Genomic DNA, 17,725 nt, shown 5'->3' with positions numbered 1-17,725 from the left:
TGCCGAACGGTGGCGTATCGTGGACAGAAAAAGAGAATCAAAATGGAACAGAAAATCGTTAATATCGGCGACATTCAGGTTGCTAACGACAAGCCATTCACCCTATTTGCAGGTATGAACGTTCTTGAGTCTCGTGATCTTGCGATGCAGATCTGTGAGCACTACGTAAAAGTAACGGAAAAACTTGGTATTCCTTACGTATTTAAGGCGTCGTTTGACAAAGCAAACCGCAGTTCTGTTCATTCATACCGTGGTCCAGGTCTGGAAGAAGGTATGAAAATCTTTCAGGAGCTGAAAGACACTTTTGGTGTAAAGATCATCACGGACGTTCACACTGAAGCGCAAGCTCAACCTGTCGCTGACGTGGTAGACGTTATTCAGCTTCCTGCATTCCTAGCTCGTCAAACTGACCTTGTTGAAGCTATGGCTAAAACAGGTGCGGTTATCAACGTGAAGAAACCTCAATTTATGAGCCCTGGTCAAGTGGGTAACATCGTTGAGAAGTTCGCAGAATGCGGTAACGACAAGATCATCCTATGTGAGCGCGGTTCTTGCCACGGTTACGATAACCTAGTTGTAGATATGCTTGGTTTTGGTGTGATGAAAAATGCTTCAAAAGGTAGCCCAATCATCTTTGACGTAACGCACTCACTACAAATGCGTGACCCATCAGGCGCAGCATCTGGCGGCCGTCGTGAGCAGACAGTTGAGCTTGCAAAAGCGGGTCTAGCGACAGGCATCGCAGGTCTATTTATCGAAGCGCACCCAAACCCAGACCAAGCGCGTTGTGATGGCCCATCTGCACTGCCTCTAGACAAGTTAGAGCCATTCTTAGCACAAATGAAATCGCTTGATGATCTAATCAAGAGCTTTGCAGATATCGATATCAAGTAAACGCCAGATGACTGGTGGTAACAAATACTATAGCCAACCGAGTGTTGGCTATTTTTTTATCTGAAAAACTGTAAATTCTCAAACTTGTTACTGATGAATTTGTTATTGCTAAACAATGCATCATAATTATTAAATCAATGTGTTAGGGTGCACGTGGTTTTCAAATAGATCGAATGCTTAAAATGTGCGTCAGTAATCCCAATAAGAAAAAGGTAAATAAATGAATCAGCGTCTGATGATCAAAACTGTTTTGAGTGCCGCTATCTTGGCCTCGTTAGCTGGGTGTGCTACGCAACCTGCACCAGAATGGAATGCCGATACAACCTATAAATTGACCGTGTTGCACACTAACGATCATCATGGTCGCTTTTGGCAAAATCGATACGGTGAATATGGCATGGCGGCGCGTAAAACGTTAATCGATGATTTGCGCGAAGAAATACAGGATGAGGGGGGCAGCGTGTTACTGCTTTCTGGTGGTGACATCAACACAGGAGTACCTGAGTCTGATTTACAAGATGCCGAGCCGGATTTTAAAGGCATGAGCAAAATTGGTTACGATGCGATGGCTCTAGGTAATCATGAGTTTGATAATCCATTGGACGTGCTATTCAAGCAGCAAGAGTGGGCAAACTTTCCGATGTTGTCTGCCAATATTTACGATAAAAATACTGGCAAGCGTTTATTCCAACCATACGCGATGTTTAACAAGCAGGGCATTAAAATTGCGGTCATTGGTCTTACAACCGAAGACACAGCGAAACTTGGCAACCCTGAGTTCATTGAACAAATTGACTTCCGTGACCCAAAAGAAGAAGCCAAGAAGTTGATTGCAGAACTGAAAGAGACAGAGTATCCAGATCTGATTTTTGCTGTCACGCATATGGGACACTATGAAAATGGTAATAGAGGCATCAATGCTCCTGGCGATGTGGCGTTAGCTCGTTATTTGAATGACGGCGATCTCGACATGATCGTTGGAGGACACTCACAAGAACCTGTGTGCATGGAAGGTCCAAACGTTATCAAAAAGAACTTTAAACCAGGTGATGAATGTCAGCCCGATAAACAAAATGGTACCTTTATTGTTCAGGCACATGAGTGGGGGAAATATGTGGGACGCGCCGATTACGAGTTTCGTAATGGCGAACTCTCGATGGTGAGCTACGATCTAATCCCTATAAACTTGAAAAAGAAAGTTAAAGTTGATGGTCAGTCGCAACGAGTCTTGATCCAAGATGAGATTAAACAAGACGAAATGATGCTTGAGTTTCTTCGTCCTTATCAAGAAAAAGGTCAGGGCAAACTAAACGTGAAGATTGCAGAATCTAACGGTAAGCTTGAGGGTGACCGCAATGTGGTTCGTTACCAGCAAACAAACTTAGGTCGATTAATTGCAACGGCTCACATGGAACGTGCGAAAGCAGATTTCGCCGTAATGAATTCTGGTGGTGTTCGAGATTCGATTGCTGCGGGTGATATTACTTATAAAGACGTGCTCACTGTTCAGCCATTTGGCAATATGGTTTCTTACGTTGATATGACGGGTAAAGAGGTATTAGATTATCTAAATGTCGTTGCAACTAAGCCTGTTGACTCTGGTGCTTATGCACAGTTTGCCGGCATTGCGATGAGTATCAATAATGGTGAGGTAACCAATGTGTTTATTGGTAATAAGCAACTTCGCTTAGATGGTAATTACCGCTTTACCGTACCAAGCTACAATGCTGCTGGTGGTGATGGTTACCCTAAAATCGACGATCATTCAGGGTATGTAAATACAGGTTTTACCGATGCTGAAATTTTGAAGGATTATTTAGAAACACACAGCCCTATTGATGTTAATGAGTATGCCCCTTCAGGTGAAATCACGTATTTAGTTGATACGGCGATTGATCAGTAACCCAACAGAGAAAAAGCGATTGACTCAAACTCGCTGATATCATTAACTAAAAGCGCAGATCCAATTCAATCTGCGCTTTTTGTTTTTATGAGGAGAATCTTGATGACTCCGGCCATTAATCTTGCGAAAAAGAAAAAAATTCCACACACCATCCATCAATATGAGCACGATCCTAGAGCCGATAGTTATGGTTTAGAAGCTGCTGAAGTGCTAGGACAGGATCCGAAAACAGTATTTAAAACCTTGCTGTTCTGCTTGAACGGGGAGTCAAAGAACCTTGCGGTTGCGATTATCCCTGTTGATCAAAAGCTGAACCTAAAACTGGCGGCGAAAGCAGCGAAGGGCAAAAAGGCCGATATGGCTGATCCGGAAATCGCGCAAAAGACCACAGGTTATGTCGTTGGTGGAATTAGCCCACTAGGGCAGAAGAAAGCCTTACCTACTTTTTTGCACGAAAGCGCATTAGAGCAAGACACAATCTGTGTGAGTGCTGGTAAACGTGGTTTAGAAATTGAGTTAGCCCCGAGAGATTTGCTGAGCTTAACTCGCGGTCAGTTTGCACCTCTTTGTTTGTAAACTCATGACAAATAAAAAGGACGCTCATGAGCGTCCTTTTTTGATCTTGCCTGTCAGTGAAGCGTTACTCTTCAGACTCAATGTACCACCAGTGCGTTTAGCTGGTTTACTTGGTTTCGCGGCATTTGGGTTCATGTAATGCTGCTTAGGCTTACTCGGTGATTGAGGCTTGTTTGCTGAATGCGTATTGCTCGATGCATCTGGTTTACGGTGTGATTTACCATGCTCGCCTTGCGGTCTACTGCGTTCACCTTGTGGTTTCGCTTTGTAATGTTCTTTAGCTGGACGTCCGCCTTCATCATCACGCTGACGACGCTTTTGTTGACCTTTTTTCGAGTTTGGTGCATGACGGAATTCATCAGCATTGTTACCACGGAAAGTTCGTGTCTTCTGGTTACGACGAGCAGTAGAATCTTGGTTTTCTTCACGGCTATCAAACAGCTTCGCGTCGGTCGCTTTACGAATGTTGCGACCTCTAGAGTCTGTTTTTGATGCTTCTTCTGTACCTACCGAGCCTTCACACATTGCTAGGATCTCTGCCACTTCTTCGTCACTTAGATAACGCCATTTCCCATTGGGAATACCATCAAGAGAGATATTCATGATGCGTACGCGACGCAGCTTGAATACTTCATAGCCCAGCGCTTCACACATGCGACGGATCTGACGGTTAAGTCCTTGAGTGAGCACAATACGGAAAGAGAATTTAGTCTCTTTTGTTACCTTACAAGGTAGGGTGACTGTGTCGAGAATCTTAACGCCACTCGACATCTGTTTGAGAAACTCGCCTGTAATTGGCTTGTCCACGCGTACGACGTACTCTTTTTCGTGGCTGTTGCCTGCGCGAAGGATTTTGTTCACGATGTCGCCATCGTTGGTCAAAAAGATCAGACCATCAGACGGTTTGTCTAAGCGGCCGATCGGAAAGATACGTTTTTGGTGGCCGATGAAATCAACGATGTTTCCAGGGACGTCTCTCTCAGTTGTACAGGTGATGCCTGTTGGTTTATTGAGAGCGATATAAATCGGCTTCTCTTTTGCTGCCACTGGCTTACCATCCACACAAACATCATCACCAGGTAGCACTTTTGTCCCCATTTCAGGTTTGTTGCCATTAATGGTGACACGGCCTTGCTCAATCAGTCTGTCTGCTTCACGGCGTGAGCAAAACCCCGTTTCACTGATGAATTTATTTAATCGTTTAGCGTTGTCTTGTGACATTTTTGTCTCCTAACGTTTCACAACGGCGAATGAAGCTCCCTTCCTTTAAGGGGAAGGAAGAATAAGGGCGGGCATTCTAGCATTAGGGTGAAATTTAGCCTAACCGTTTTTGGTGACGTTCGCGGGTTTCTAATTTCTTTTCCGCACTTTTTCTAAGTAGGACGTAAACGGCTCCAGTTCCACCGTGAAAGCGTTGCGCACTATGGACGCATTGGACTTCCTTTATTTGTCGTAGCCAACTGCTAACAAAGCTTTTCATCATTGCAGGTGGATTTGAGCGTTCTCCTCGACCATGGACGATAACGATGGTTCTAATGTCCATTGATAGGCATTGCTTTAAAAACGTCACGACTTCATCACGTGCTTCTTTCAATGTTTTACGGTGCAAATCCAAGCGAGCTTGGATTGGATACTTACCAAGGCGAAGTTTGCGGTAAACCCCGTCCTGTACACCATCACGTTTGAACTCAACAAAGTCCTCTGGCTTGAGCATTTCAGCGTGATCAAGTGATAGGTATTCTGGGTCATCTTCCGTTAACCAGATTGCTGCTTCGCGTTTTGCGAGCTGTGCTTCTGTTACTTGGTGTACTTTTTTGTGTTCGGTGGTGTCTTGAGTGATTGGCTTTACATCGCCCATCATCTGTTGAAATAGATCAAAATCGTCGTCGTGAGACATAGCAGTAATCTCATTAAGAACAGGGAAGAATAATAGGATTATATCAATGAGTGGTGCATTGAGATCAAATAAAAAACCGGAGTAGGCAAGTAACCGACTCCGGTGCAAAGCGTTTCTAGAGCTAAGCGAGATCTAGTGAGGAGATTTGTCGTTCATGATCTTGTATATGAAGAAACCGCCGTAAAATAACATCAGACCAATTGCCCCAAAAATTACTATCATTGACGATAGACCCACTGCATTACCAAATAGGAGATCAAGCCAAAAGTCCATACGTTTCCTCCAAGATGTTCCCGACAGGAATAAACTAAATGGCGGTGTCTTGTTGCACACTGATCTGGATCAATTATGTTGCTAAGGTTAATAAACTGTATTTTGTTGTGAGTTATCAGTCACATTTTACGTGCTAGTGTTCAGTTATTCATCAAACGAATTAAGACCTAAGGTTTTTTTGTAAAAAGCACTTGCGCCACAGTTCAGAATCCGTAATATACGCATTCGTTGACGGGGACAATTCCTCAGTTAAACATCTCGGTGAATAGCGCAGCTTGGTAGCGCATCTGGTTTGGGACCAGAGGGTCGGGGGTTCGAATCCCTCTTCACCGACCACTTTCAGAAAGCCTGCTCAATGAGCAGGCTTTCGTCGTTTTAGCGGCAGCAAATTTGACTTTGATAGTAGCGAACCAAATGGGGTTCGCCTGAAGTTAGAATATGGCTCTTCATCGACACATATTGAGAAAAAGGCTCTACAGAAATGTAGAGCCTTTTTCGTATTTGGTGATATTTATTTGGAACCAGAGGATCGGGGTCTGGAATGCCAGTCCTCTGGAAGCCCAGTCGCGTCGAATCCCTACTTCACCGACCACTTTTAGAAAGCCTGCTCAATGAGCAGGCTTTCGTCGTTTTTAGTGCTAGTAATTTTAGACTTCAATAGTATCGAACCAAATGGGGTTCGCTTGAAGTTAGAACATGGCTCTTCACCGACACGTATTGAGAGGAAGGCTCTACAGAAATGTAGGGCCTTTTCATTTTTTAGAGCGAGTAAATTTATTACTTGATGTCACACGAGATAGTATTGATAGGAGTTTCAGAAGTAGTGAAACAGACATAAGCGGTCTTTGGGTGATTTGGCCCAATCTTGACGTAACCCGCTTTTAAATCGTCTTCATCAAACGTTACTGAGTGAGATTTGCTTGTATTTCCATCATAGTAAACCGCTTCAAAGCCTTGGTTCATCATATGTGCAACGCGATTTCGAGTGTGGGCTGTTGAAAACGTGATGTTCGCGCAACGCATCATTGGTTTTTCGGTAATAAGAAATTGACCACTCTCTTTATCTAAAACACCGCCTTTTACTTCCGGAGTTATATCAATAGCTTGAAAAGATTCTACGTTGCATGGCGGTTTAGCATAAGACAACGAAGAAGTGAGCATAATTCCAATCGTGTATAGGAATAAATATTTAAATTTCATATGAGTTGTTTTGTATCCACTTAGCTTAACGGCGTTTTATAAGAAAGTTTGAATGAATTTTAAATGGTTGTATTTAAATAATTGTATTTAAATGGCATTTTTCAAACAATCACTAGGTATCACAATTTGCTTGGCGCGTCTTACCCAGTGGTTTGATGTTAAATCCCCGATTTTTAAGCAGTTCAATCAGGTTATCTTTACCTACTAAATGCAAGCCACCAACAACAACGGTGTAGCGACCCGATTGTTGAGGTAGAACACTGCCAGTGTCGAGTTTTTTAGCCCAATCTCGATTACGCTCGTATAAAAAGGCTTGGTTAAACTCTTCTGTTGTATGATCGGTCAAAGAGGCTTCGACCAACATGCGACCATCACCACTCTTCCAACTCTCTATCAAGCATTGAACCAACTCTTCTCCGCCATCATATTCTTCAATTGACGAGAGAAGTATCTCTTTACCGCCTTCTGATTGACCTGCGATTAAATCGATTTGGAATTGCACGGACTCTAGTGGAATGACCGGGATTTGCTTTTTATCAGCGAGTCCTATTAGGTGCATGTCGACCCCTTTATCAGAGACATACCCCAGTTTGTTGACTAAAGCGAGTTGGATGGTGAATGCAGCCATCCAAGGTGGGGAATTTAGGAGTTGAGTTTCTGGCAAACCTAAATCTTGGGCAATTTCAATTAAGTGCCGACGTTGAGCTCTGTCTAAAACATCTTTAGAAAGAATGGTTGTTTGTGGGTAAACCAAGCCTTCAGAATTCCTGACGTCTGCTTCAATAATCAACCCTGCGCTTTGGCTTAAGTGCTGGATGACCGTTCTAGGGAGTGGGTACATCGTTTTATCCCCCACATGTACCGAGCCAATAATCATAAGTTCGGTTTCCCCTTTTTTCGCTAACCAATGCTGTGGCTCTGCATAAGAGGAAAAAGGAGTCAAAGTAACAAGTAGAGATGATATGAGCGTCAAGAGACGAAACATAGAGTGGCCCTCAGATAAGATACCTTTAAACTTTATACGCAAAATAGCGTGAGGTTAAGTGCAATTTCTCCAGTGGTGTATTCGACAAAATCGTCATTTCTAAAAATATTGACGAGTTTTGACGACGAATAAATGAGAGTCACTTCACGAAAGGTAAATAGGTAATTCGCTTACTAATGGTTCACAAAATAATTAGGCGTGATCCAAATCTTACAAAATCAGTCGTAACTCATGAATATAAGTGACCTAGATCGCAGCAAACTCGTCAAAACAAGTTGTTCGATTTTGACGTGTATTGTAACTCCATGAAAATTAGATTTTTATTGTTTTTGCTGAGTGTCATTTTTTGAACTGGATCACTTCCTATATCTATTTATTTTACGCTTAGAAATAACAGGTTGTATGTTGAATGTAACGGTTAGGTACCTCGCATTTGAGGGGCCGAGATTTTTATCATTGTCGTTTTGAACCACTGACTTTTTTGGGGAAGTAAGATGTTTAAACCTAGTCTGATTGCTGTTTCTGTTATCACTACATTAGCAGGTTGCTCTGCGCTGAAAAGCTCTGAACAACAAGTTGTAAATTCGTTGGCTAATAATCTTGATATTCAATACCAAGTGTTGACTAACCACGGTGCAAACGAAGGTCTTGCTTGTCAGGACTTAGGGGCTGAGTGGGCGTCTTGTAACAAGGTAAACATGACGCTGGTTAACCAAGGTGAAGCGGTTGACTCAAAAGATTGGGCTATTTACTTCCATAGCATTCGTCTGATTCTGGATGTTGAAAACGAACAGTTCAAAATCTCTCGCGTAACGGGTGATCTACACAAACTAGAACCAACAGATAAGTTTGATGGTTTTGCTGCGGGTGAAGAGGTTGTGCTTCCTCTTGTTGCTGAATACTGGCAGCTATTTGAAACTGACTTCATGCCAGGCGCTTTCGTTGCTGCACCAAATGCAGAGCCTAAGATGATCGCTTCTCTTAACACAGAAGACGTTGCATCTTTCGTGACTGGCCTTGAGGGTAACAACCTAAAGCGTACGCCAGATGACAACAACGTATTTGCAAACGCTGTGTCTCGTTTCGAGAAGAACGAAGACCTAGCAAAACAAGACGTATCAACCACGTTACTACCAACGCCACTGTCTGTTGAAGCAGGTAACGGTACGGTAGATATCGCGGCCGGTATTGCGCTGCCTAAAGACGCATTCGATGCGACTCAATTCGCAGCAATTCAAGATCGTGCAGAAGTGGTAGGTGTGGATGTTCGTGGTGATCTTCCTGTAAGCATCACTGTTGTTCCTGCAGACTTCACCGGTGAATTAGCAAAATCTGGTGCTTACGAAATGAGCATCAAAGGCGACGGTATTGCGATTAAAGCGTTTGACCAAGCAGGTGCTTTCTACGCAGTACAATCTATCTTTGGCCTGGTAGATAGCCAAAATGCTGATTCTCTACCACAACTGTCTATTAAAGATGCGCCGCGTTTTGATTACCGTGGTGTGATGGTGGACGTGGCTCGTAACTTCCACTCTAAAGACGCGATTCTTGCAACGCTTGACCAAATGGCCGCGTACAAGATGAACAAACTACACCTTCACCTAACGGATGATGAAGGCTGGCGTTTAGAAATCCCGGGTCTGCCTGAGCTGACTGAAGTTGGCGCTAACCGTTGTTTCGATTTGGAAGAGAAAAGCTGTTTACTGCCTCAGCTTGGCTCAGGTGCAACGACAGACAACTTTGGTTCTGGCTTCTTCAGCAAAGCAGACTACGTGGACATCTTGAAGTACGCGAAAGCGCGTAACATCGAAGTGATTCCTGAAATTGATATGCCAGCGCACGCTCGTGCAGCAGTGGTATCAATGGAAGCACGTTACGACCGTCTAATGGAAGAAGGTAAAGGAGCAGAAGCGAACGAGTACCGCCTGATGGATCCTCAAGATACATCGAACGTAACGACGGTTCAGTTCTACAACAAGCAAAGCTTCATCAACCCATGCATGGAATCTTCAACTCGCTTTGTTGATAAAGTGATTTCAGAAGTAGCAGCAATGCACCAAGAAGCGGGCACACCGCTAACAACATGGCACTTTGGTGGTGACGAAGCGAAGAACATCAAGCTAGGCGCTGGTCTGCAAGACATCAACGCAGAAGACAAAGTAAGCTGGAAGGGTAACATTGATTTGTCTAAGCAAGACAAGCCATTCGCACAGTCACCACAATGTCAGACGCTAATTGCAGACGGTACGGTAAGCGATTTTGCTCATCTACCAAGCCACTTTGCAGAAGAAGTGTCGAAGATGGTGGCAGAGAAGGGCATTCCAAACTTCCAAGCTTGGCAAGATGGCCTTAAGTACAGTGAAGGTGAGAAAGCGTTCGCAACAGAAAACACGCGTGTTAACTTCTGGGACGTTCTTTACTGGGGTGGCACATCATCAGTGTACGAATGGTCTGAGAAAGGTTACGACGTTATCGTTTCTAACCCAGACTACGTATACATGGACATGCCGTACGAAGTTGACCCGAAAGAGCGTGGTTACTACTGGGCGACGCGTGCAACAGATACTCGTAAGATGTTTGGTTTTGCACCAGAGAACATGCCTCAGAACGCAGAAACCTCTGTAGACCGCGATGGTAACGGCTTCACTGGTAAAGGTGAAATCGAAGCGAAACCTTTCTATGGTCTATCAGCACAGCTGTGGTCTGAGACAGTACGTAACGACGAGCAATACGAGTACATGGTATTCCCTCGCGTACTAGCAGCCGCTGAGCGTGCATGGCACCGTGCTGATTGGGAAAACGACTACAAAGTGGGTGTTGAATACTCGCAAAACTCTAACCTAGTAGACAAAGCCGCGCTAAACCAAGACTACAACCGCTTTGCGAACGTACTTGGCCAACGTGAACTGGCTAAGCTAGAAAAATCAGGTATCGACTACCGCCTGCCTGTACCAGGTGCGAAAGTTGAAGAGGGTAAACTGGCAATGAACGTTCAGTTCCCGGGCGTGAAGCTTCAATACTCTCTAGACGGCAAGAACTGGCTAACTTACGCAGATAATGCTCGTCCAAATGTGAAAGGTGAAGTGTTTATCCGTTCTGTGTCAGCAACCGGTGAGAAAGCAAGTCGAGTGACCAGCGTGAAATAACTCGATTCTTGTAAGTTAATTTTTTGGCAAAGCCTCAACATCATGTTGGGGCTTTCTTTATTTTTTTAGGAAATTAAGCGTGATCGATGTCTAATTATTTTTCATTGATAAATAAGTTTTGGGTTGTAATGGTCAAGGTTATTGTGAACCGGATCGACTTAATCTGATAAATATCAATAAATTATCTGTTTACGATCACACTTCTATTTTTTGATAATTTTATAAAAATACGGTAAGTGCCTGTATTTTCCATGTTTTTATCAGGGTTGTTGAGCTTCGTTTTGAACAAGATCACTTTTTAAAATGTTTTATTTTCCATCGCGAATTAATTGAAACAATATTGCGAACGCCAAGGAGGCACATTCCAAAGTTTGCGATAAAAGGGAAGAGATGCCCTCTAAAACTATCGCATAACGTGAATAAATAAAGGCAGTAATTATGAAAAACATTTTTGCACTGAGTGCTCTTTCTCTCGCTTTCGCTTCTAGCGCTTTTGCTGGTTCTTCTTACGTAACAGGTAATGTTCAATTCCACGATGATGGTCGAATTCATGGTTCGGACGTTACGTCTACACTGGAAGCTGGTCATACTTTTGATAACCAATTCGGCGGCTTTACGGTTTACACCGAATTTGATGGTATTCAGTTGGGTAAACTGGAAACAGAAAACGGTGGCGCAGGTAACACAACACCAGCAATCACTGTGGGTGGTGAGCAGTCATTTAATATTACCGATCATTTATGGGTTGCCGCGGGTTACCAACACCTGTTTTCTGCTGGCGAGAATGTACAGTACCGTCCATTGGTTAAGATCGGTTACAACTTCGATAACGGCATCTCCTTAAGTAACCGTACTCGTGCGCACATTGATGCGACAGACGCAGATGCGGATACAGATTACCGCATGGACAACCGCATCGGTTACGTGATGAATGAGGATGTGACGCTAAGCTACAACAACGTCTACATGATTGAAGCGGAAACCATGGACCACGAGCTTCGTGCAACGTGGACTCGTAAAGGTGTTCAACCTTACTTTGAGTTCCGTAGTCAAGCACACGGTGCAGAAAACGCGAGTGGTGACAGCCTAGTGAATAACGCTTTTGTATTTGGTGCCTCTTACGGCTTCTAATTTTATATTTGTCTTAATTGTCCATTAAGAAAAAGCCCAGCGGTTTGTCTCGCTGGGCTTTGTTTTTATTTGCCGTTGCCTTCGTGGTGGCTATATTCGAACACTTGTCCTTTTTCGTTAAAGGCGTAAACGGTGTAGCTGTCTTTTTTGTCGCCATATTCCATACCAGGGGAGCCTATTGGCATGCCCGGTACTGATAAGCCTTTTGCGTTACGTGGTGGATTTTTCAAAAACGCTTTAATGTCTTCGGCTGGAATGTGACCTTCAAACAGATAGCCGTTGATCTCTGCCGTGTGGCAAGAGTAAAGCTGTTCATTCTTGATGCCTAGATCGCGTTTGATGGCGTTCATGTCATCGTGCAATTTTTCTTCGACCGTAAAGCCGTTCTCTTCCATGTGTTTTGTCCATTCTCCACAACAGCCACAGTATGGCGATTTATGGTTAATGACATCGGCTGCCAATACGTTGGCGGACACGGTCGCAAGCATTGCAAAGGTCAATAGTTTCAACTTCATAATACCCTCAAAAAGAAGTGGTTATTTTACTGAAAACAGTCGTAGTCGATTTGCATTACTAACGACAGTAATTGAAGACAGTGCCATTGCCGCTCCTGCGACAACAGGACTGAGCAAAAATCCAAACGCTGGATAAAGCACACCAGCGGCAACTGGAATACCCAACGAGTTGTAAACAAAGGCACCAAATAGGTTTTGCTTCATGTTCTTAAGTGTAGCGCGAGAGAGTTCAATCGCATGTACTACCGCCATTGGTGACGTGTTCAGGATGGTCATTTGCGAACTTTCAATGGCGACATCACTGCCGCTACCCATAGCAATACCGAGGTTGGATAACGCGAGAGCAGGGGCGTCGTTAATGCCATCCCCCACCATTGCCACGACATGTCCTTGAGATTGAAGTTGCTCAATGTGCTGAGCTTTCTCATCTGGCATTACTTGGGCAATCACTTCATCAATACCAAGTTCTTGGCCGATAGCATTGGCAACGTGTTGGTTATCGCCTGTCAGCATTACCGTTTTGATTCCTTGCGATTTTAATGCAGAGAGCGCTTGTTTCGCATCTGATTTGATCGGGTCGGCAATGGCGATCAGACCGATCAGTTCGCCGTTCAATGCCACAGCTACCGGAGTCCACGCATTTTTTGCGCATTCATCGATGGCAGATTTTAGTGCGCTAGTCTCGACGTTCTCTGCTTGCATAAATTGAAGCGAACCAATGAGCAGCGGTTTATTTTGATACGTCGCCAAAATGCCGCGCCCGCGAACGTTCTCAAACTTGTCTAATGAGACATCCTTTGCGTCGTGTCGTTTGGCGTAATCACATACCGCTTTTGCCAGTGGGTGCTCAGACTGACGCTCTGCCGCATACGCTAAAGCCAATAGATCTTCTTGGCTGGTGGCGTGAGTAAACACTTGCTGAACGCTAGGTTTACCTTGGGTAAGCGTGCCAGTTTTGTCGAATACAACCGTGTCGACTTTGCTTGCCAATTGCAGGGCGTCGGCGTCTTTGATCAGAATGCCGAGCTCTGCGGCTTTACCCACTCCCACCGTGACAGAAAGCGGGGTTGCTAAGCCTAGAGCGCAAGGGCAGGCGATGATCAGGACGGTTGTGGTGACCACCAGCATATAACTCGCTTTTGGCTCTGGGCCAACGGCAAACCAAACGAGCGCGGCCAGTATTGCTATGCCAACAACGACAGGGACAAACACCGATGAAATCTGGTCTGCCAGTTTCGCGATGGCTGGCTTACTGCTTTGCGCTGTGCGCACCATGCGGATGATACGAGCCAGCATGGTATTTGCGCCAATGCCCGTTGCCTCAATGACTAATCCACCATCGGTATTTAATGTCCCAGCAGACACTTGAGCCTCTTGCGCTTTTAATACTGGTACTGGTTCACCAGTGAGCATCGACTCATCAATGTATGATTCACCTTGAATCACAACACCATCAACAGGCACTTTCTCGCCTGGTTTGATACGCAGTTTCATGCCTAGCGTGATTTGCTCAACCGTTATTTGTTGATCGCCTTGTTCCGTGATTACCGTAGCTTGCTGAGGTTGCAGGTTAATCAGAGCTTGCAATGAGCGTGTTGTGTTTGCTTTGGCTTTTGCTTCTATATAGTGACCAAGAGAAATTAAGCCGATGATCATTGCACTCGCTTCAAAGTACACGTGGCGTGAAGCAAGAGGGAACCAGCCTGGGAAAATCACCACAAGCATCGAATAGAACCACGCTGCGCCAGTACCGAGCGCGACTAACGTGTCCATGGTGGCGCGCTTGTGAGTAGCAGCTAACCAAGCGTTACTGAAGAAGTGTTTCCCTGCTGTGGCAAGAAGGAGTAAACATACGATACCGATCACTCCCCAAGCTAATTGGTCGTTGGTGTTGCGAATCATCATATTGCCGCCAGCAACGCCCCAAATCATTAAAGGGGCTCCGACGACAAGGCCAGCAATAGCATCCAGTTTAAAGCGTTTTTGTTGCTGACGTTGTTGCTGTGCTTGCTTTTCTTGCTGGGTTGCGGCGTCTTGTAGGATCTCTGCTTGGTAACCGGCTTGTTTTACCGATTCAACAATTGCGTTAAGGAGGTCATCAGAGTCTTGGCTTGCGAATACTAGTGCGCTTTGTTCTGCAAGGTTGACCTGTGCTTTCTCAACACCTTCCACGTTAGTAAGTGCTTTCTCTACTGAAGATACGCAACTCGCACACGTCATGCCTTGAATCAGCATTTGCAATTGAATACTCGCTGGTGGCACCTGCGTATCTTTAATATTGCTTTGCTTTTCTACCTGTTCGGTCTCTGGTGAGCTTTCGTTCTCTACTTCAACAGAATCAAGGTTGGCGGTATAGCCGAGTGTTGCTATTAAGTCGATCACTTGTTGCTCGGAGAGGAGAGTACGAATCTCTAAGTGCGTTGTTGAAGCCTCAAAAGAAATAACGTCTTGATTAGATTCTAATAAAGATGAAAGTTTTTTGACGCAACCGCCACAGCTTAAGCCTGAAAGGTTTAGCTCGTAGTGATTTCCTGCTTGGTAACCAAGAGATTCAATCGACGAGACGAGCTCTTTAAGAGAAGACTCGGTTTTGACCTCTACTTGCGTCGGGGACAAATTGAGGATCTCCACATCGTGATTCGCATGTAAAGCATTCTCAACTTTTCTCGCACAGCCCATGCAGTTGAGCCCTGATAAAGGTATAACTAACTGATACATAATCTGCACCTCAATAGTAGTGATGCTATGAGCTTAAACCTTCCTGCAAGGGTAAGGTCAATACCCATTTGCTACTCACAACAATTTCGTCAAAATCTCTCGAATCCCACAAGTGCACGGTCATTTTACTTGCGAGTGATCTCAAGGTTTTTTCTCTTTGAATATAAAGTTCCGTTAAAACACCTAAAAGATGAATGAAGTCGCTCACGTTTTTTAGATGCTCTCAATGTCAGTTCAGTGTCAAAACGTACTTTTAACGTTTTTTATTTTTTATATTTGATGTTAAGTAATTGTTTTTTATTGATTTATTTTATTTTTGATCTTCTCATTTTGAAGTCGCTCAGATTGCTGTAGGGAAAGTTTTTTAGTGCGAAAAAAGTTTGTCATATTTGCCCCGTCCAAACACTGTTTCAAGTTCCTGCCATGTCCTAGTTAGTGAATTTGAAAATGGAAAAAACTAAAAATATAGGGGTTTATAATGTCTTACCTAAAGAAAAGCCTACTTGCCACGGCAATTACCGGCATGATGTTCAGTGGTGCTGCATTTGCTGATGGTGCAAACAGTGACGCAGCAAAAGAGTTTCTAACCAAAGATTCATTTTCTTATGAAGTTTACGGAATCATCGCGATGCAGGCCGCGTACCGCGATTACGATTCTGGCAGCAAAGCAACGGACGATGATTTGGGTGGCATGCAGCTAAACAACGAGTCTCGTATTGGTTTCCGTGGTAAAAAACAATTTGCTAACTTCGACCCTACTTTTATTTGGCAAATCGAAGGCGGTTATGTAGACCCTAGCTTTGGTGGCGAGGGCGCAGGTCTTGGTGAACGTGACACATTCGTCGGTTTTGAAAGTGCATCTTGGGGGCAAATTCGCCTGGGTCGCGTTTTGACACCTATGTACGAATTGGTTGACTGGCCAGCATCTAACCCTGGCCTCGGCGATGTATACGACTGGGGCGGTGCTATTGGTGGCGCCAAGTACCAAGACCGTCAATCAAACACTATCCGCTGGGACTCTCCAATGTTTGCTGACAAATTCTCCCTAGATATCGCAGCTGGTGCAGGTGATAAAGCAGGTCTAGGTGAAGGGGATGACTACTGGGGTGGTATCGCAGCACACTACAAAATTGGTCCTATCCAGTTAGATGCGGCATATGAAGGTAACCGTAATATCAAGATGGAAAGCCAAACGTGGGAAAACAACACGTACTTGGTAGGGGCACAAGGCTGGTTTGATAACGGGATCTCTTTCTTCGCGCAATACAAATACATGGAAGCGGACGCAAGCAATGGTGTGAGTGAAAAGCAAGATGCAATGTCTGCCGCTATCATGTACACCACGGGTGATTGGCAATACAAACTGGCTTACGCCGCTAACTTTGATCTAGAGCGTGATGGTAAGAAAATTAACGATACAGCGGACGATGTGTTATCAGCACAAGTTATGTATTTCGTAGACCCATCGGCAGTGCTGTACGTACGTGCTCGTACTCTAGACTTTGGCGACGGTGCGTCTCAATTAGATAAACCAACAGAAGCACGTTGGAAGTCTGCTGACTACGACGAGTTCTCTGTAGGTGTTGAATACTACTTCTAATTAAAGAAGCAGCTAAAAGGGCGGAAACGCCCTTTTTATCTTGATACTTATTCAAATAAGCCTTTGAAATGACTGGCCTGTAAATTTTAGAGGCTTATCTAAATTGGTATAAAGTGAGAAACCATGATGAAAAAAACAACGACACTTCTCGGACTTTGCGCAATGCTTTCGGCGCCAGCTTTTGCTGCTCAACTCACTCTGCAATCTGAATTAGTTCCTCGCGTTCTCAACGGCGAGTTCGTCTACCCTGAGTGGATATCCAAGAACAACAGCATCGAGTTAAAAGATGGGGAAAACCAATTAGCGGTAACGGTTGGACAAATCGTATTTGAAGATGGAAAGCGCCGTAAATTCGATTCGCAGCCGCTGGTATTAGAGTTTGATGCAGAAAAAGACACCGAGCTTTCTCTGACTTATCAAACATTCCGTACTATTGAAGAGGCGAGAGCCTTCGAACTCGATCCTAAAGTGGTATTGAAAGACAAAAAAGGAAAAGAAGTGGCATTCTCTATGGTTCAACTTCGTAAAGGTGGTTTGCAAGGTTTTCGTGATTACGAACGAGAAGTTGCCGACTATAATAACGCAATGAATAAAGAATCGACTAAGGCAAGCATTGCGTCTTCTCCAGCGGAAACCAAAACAATCAAAGCATCGTTTAATGAATTGAGCCGTGAAGAGCAGCAAGAATTTATGCAATGGGCAATGCGTAACCTGAAGTAATTTCGTCTCGTGCTTTAACAGTAAATAGCAGGGCTGTGCCTTTTTGGTTCTGCCCTGTTTTTATTTCTGTTGTCAAACCGATTGTAGAATTGACTTACGGTGGTAAAATGTCGCCACTTTTATCCTTGACATTACAACGAGAGATCTCTCGTTGCTCATTACCCCTA

Annotated in this window: 14 protein-coding genes and 1 tRNA gene; 8 read left to right on the top strand and 7 right to left on the bottom strand. The window is 44.3% G+C overall.

What is annotated here, in order from left to right:
• The first annotated feature begins 42 nt into the window (after nt 1-42).
• The 3 genes from kdsA (at nt 43) to ybaK (ending at nt 3,373) form a co-directional block, all read left to right on the top strand.
• The gene (gene kdsA, locus R7Q38_RS20350; protein ID WP_005384095.1) at nt 43-894 is read left to right on the top strand and encodes a 3-deoxy-8-phosphooctulonate synthase; all 852 of its coding nucleotides are present in this window, start codon (nt 43-45) and stop codon (nt 892-894) included.
• A 220-nt stretch (nt 895-1,114) separates the two neighbouring features.
• Nucleotides 1,115-2,797 carry a bifunctional UDP-sugar hydrolase/5'-nucleotidase UshA gene (gene ushA, locus R7Q38_RS20345; protein ID WP_318114334.1) on the top strand — a complete coding sequence of 561 codons (1,683 nt, stop codon included), beginning with the start codon at nt 1,115-1,117 and terminating at the stop codon, nt 2,795-2,797.
• A gap of 102 nt (nt 2,798-2,899) precedes the next feature.
• A complete protein-coding gene (gene ybaK / locus R7Q38_RS20340) occupies nt 2,900-3,373 on the top strand; it encodes a Cys-tRNA(Pro) deacylase (protein WP_213868997.1) in 474 nt (157 codons plus the stop codon).
• Nucleotides 3,374-3,397: 24 nt separating this feature from the next.
• On the opposite strand, the gene rluF is transcribed toward ybaK, so the two are convergent.
• From rluF to R7Q38_RS20325, 3 genes are all read right to left on the bottom strand, one after another.
• Nucleotides 3,398-4,594 (bottom strand): 23S rRNA pseudouridine(2604) synthase RluF, encoded by a 1,197-nt coding sequence (gene rluF, locus R7Q38_RS20335; protein ID WP_213868996.1) that lies wholly within the window; start codon nt 4,592-4,594, stop codon nt 3,398-3,400.
• Nucleotides 4,595-4,688: 94 nt separating this feature from the next.
• Nucleotides 4,689-5,270 (bottom strand): DNA endonuclease SmrA, encoded by a 582-nt coding sequence (gene smrA / locus R7Q38_RS20330; protein ID WP_213868995.1) that lies wholly within the window; start codon nt 5,268-5,270, stop codon nt 4,689-4,691.
• Nucleotides 5,271-5,402: 132 nt separating this feature from the next.
• Nucleotides 5,403-5,543: a DUF3149 domain-containing protein gene (locus R7Q38_RS20325; protein ID WP_005382236.1), complete on the bottom strand. Its 141-nt coding sequence runs from the start codon at nt 5,541-5,543 to the stop codon at nt 5,403-5,405.
• A 259-nt stretch (nt 5,544-5,802) separates the two neighbouring features.
• Between R7Q38_RS20325 and R7Q38_RS20320 the strand changes: the two genes are divergently transcribed.
• A tRNA-Pro gene (locus R7Q38_RS20320) sits at nt 5,803-5,879 on the top strand.
• Between the two features lie 441 nt (nt 5,880-6,320).
• Here R7Q38_RS20320 and R7Q38_RS20315 read toward each other — a convergent pair.
• Nucleotides 6,321-6,704, bottom strand: a complete 384-nt coding sequence (locus tag R7Q38_RS20315) for a hypothetical protein (protein ID WP_372009610.1) — start codon at nt 6,702-6,704, stop codon at nt 6,321-6,323.
• A gap of 151 nt (nt 6,705-6,855) precedes the next feature.
• The gene (locus tag R7Q38_RS20310; protein WP_225497176.1) at nt 6,856-7,728 is read right to left on the bottom strand and encodes a TraB/GumN family protein; all 873 of its coding nucleotides are present in this window, start codon (nt 7,726-7,728) and stop codon (nt 6,856-6,858) included.
• A 494-nt stretch (nt 7,729-8,222) separates the two neighbouring features.
• On the opposite strand from R7Q38_RS20310, the gene R7Q38_RS20305 reads away from it, so the two are divergent.
• Nucleotides 8,223-10,874, top strand: coding sequence for a beta-N-acetylhexosaminidase (locus R7Q38_RS20305; RefSeq protein ID WP_318114332.1), 2,652 nt, complete (start codon nt 8,223-8,225; stop codon nt 10,872-10,874).
• A 438-nt stretch (nt 10,875-11,312) separates the two neighbouring features.
• Nucleotides 11,313-12,005: an oligogalacturonate-specific porin KdgM family protein gene (locus tag R7Q38_RS20300; protein ID WP_005382004.1), complete on the top strand. Its 693-nt coding sequence runs from the start codon at nt 11,313-11,315 to the stop codon at nt 12,003-12,005.
• A gap of 65 nt (nt 12,006-12,070) precedes the next feature.
• Here the strand turns inward: R7Q38_RS20300 and R7Q38_RS20295 are convergent, their stop codons facing one another.
• Nucleotides 12,071-12,520 carry a DUF411 domain-containing protein gene (locus tag R7Q38_RS20295; protein WP_115385799.1) on the bottom strand — a complete coding sequence of 150 codons (450 nt, stop codon included), beginning with the start codon at nt 12,518-12,520 and terminating at the stop codon, nt 12,071-12,073.
• Between the two features lie 21 nt (nt 12,521-12,541).
• Entirely contained in the window at nt 12,542-15,238 is a 2,697-nt protein-coding gene (locus R7Q38_RS20290) for a heavy metal translocating P-type ATPase (protein WP_239939310.1), read from the bottom strand.
• Between the two features lie 478 nt (nt 15,239-15,716).
• On the opposite strand from R7Q38_RS20290, the gene chiP reads away from it, so the two are divergent.
• Together chiP and R7Q38_RS20280 are read left to right on the top strand one after the other, a co-directional pair.
• On the top strand, nt 15,717-16,838 hold the full coding sequence (chiP, locus tag R7Q38_RS20285) for a chitoporin (protein ID WP_005382007.1): 1,122 nt from the start codon (nt 15,717-15,719) through the stop codon (nt 16,836-16,838).
• A 123-nt stretch (nt 16,839-16,961) separates the two neighbouring features.
• Nucleotides 16,962-17,558, top strand: coding sequence for a DUF2057 domain-containing protein (locus R7Q38_RS20280; RefSeq protein ID WP_165401723.1), 597 nt, complete (start codon nt 16,962-16,964; stop codon nt 17,556-17,558).
• The last annotated feature ends 167 nt before the right edge of the window (nt 17,559-17,725 follow it).

Origin of the sequence: Vibrio sp. Vb0598 (assembly GCF_033338935.1) — a bacterium.
Classification (GTDB): Bacteria; Pseudomonadota; Gammaproteobacteria; order Enterobacterales; family Vibrionaceae; genus Vibrio; species Vibrio alginolyticus.
The sequence above is the reverse complement of the archived record's forward strand: the minus strand, read 5'-3'. Positions and strand labels throughout refer to the sequence as shown.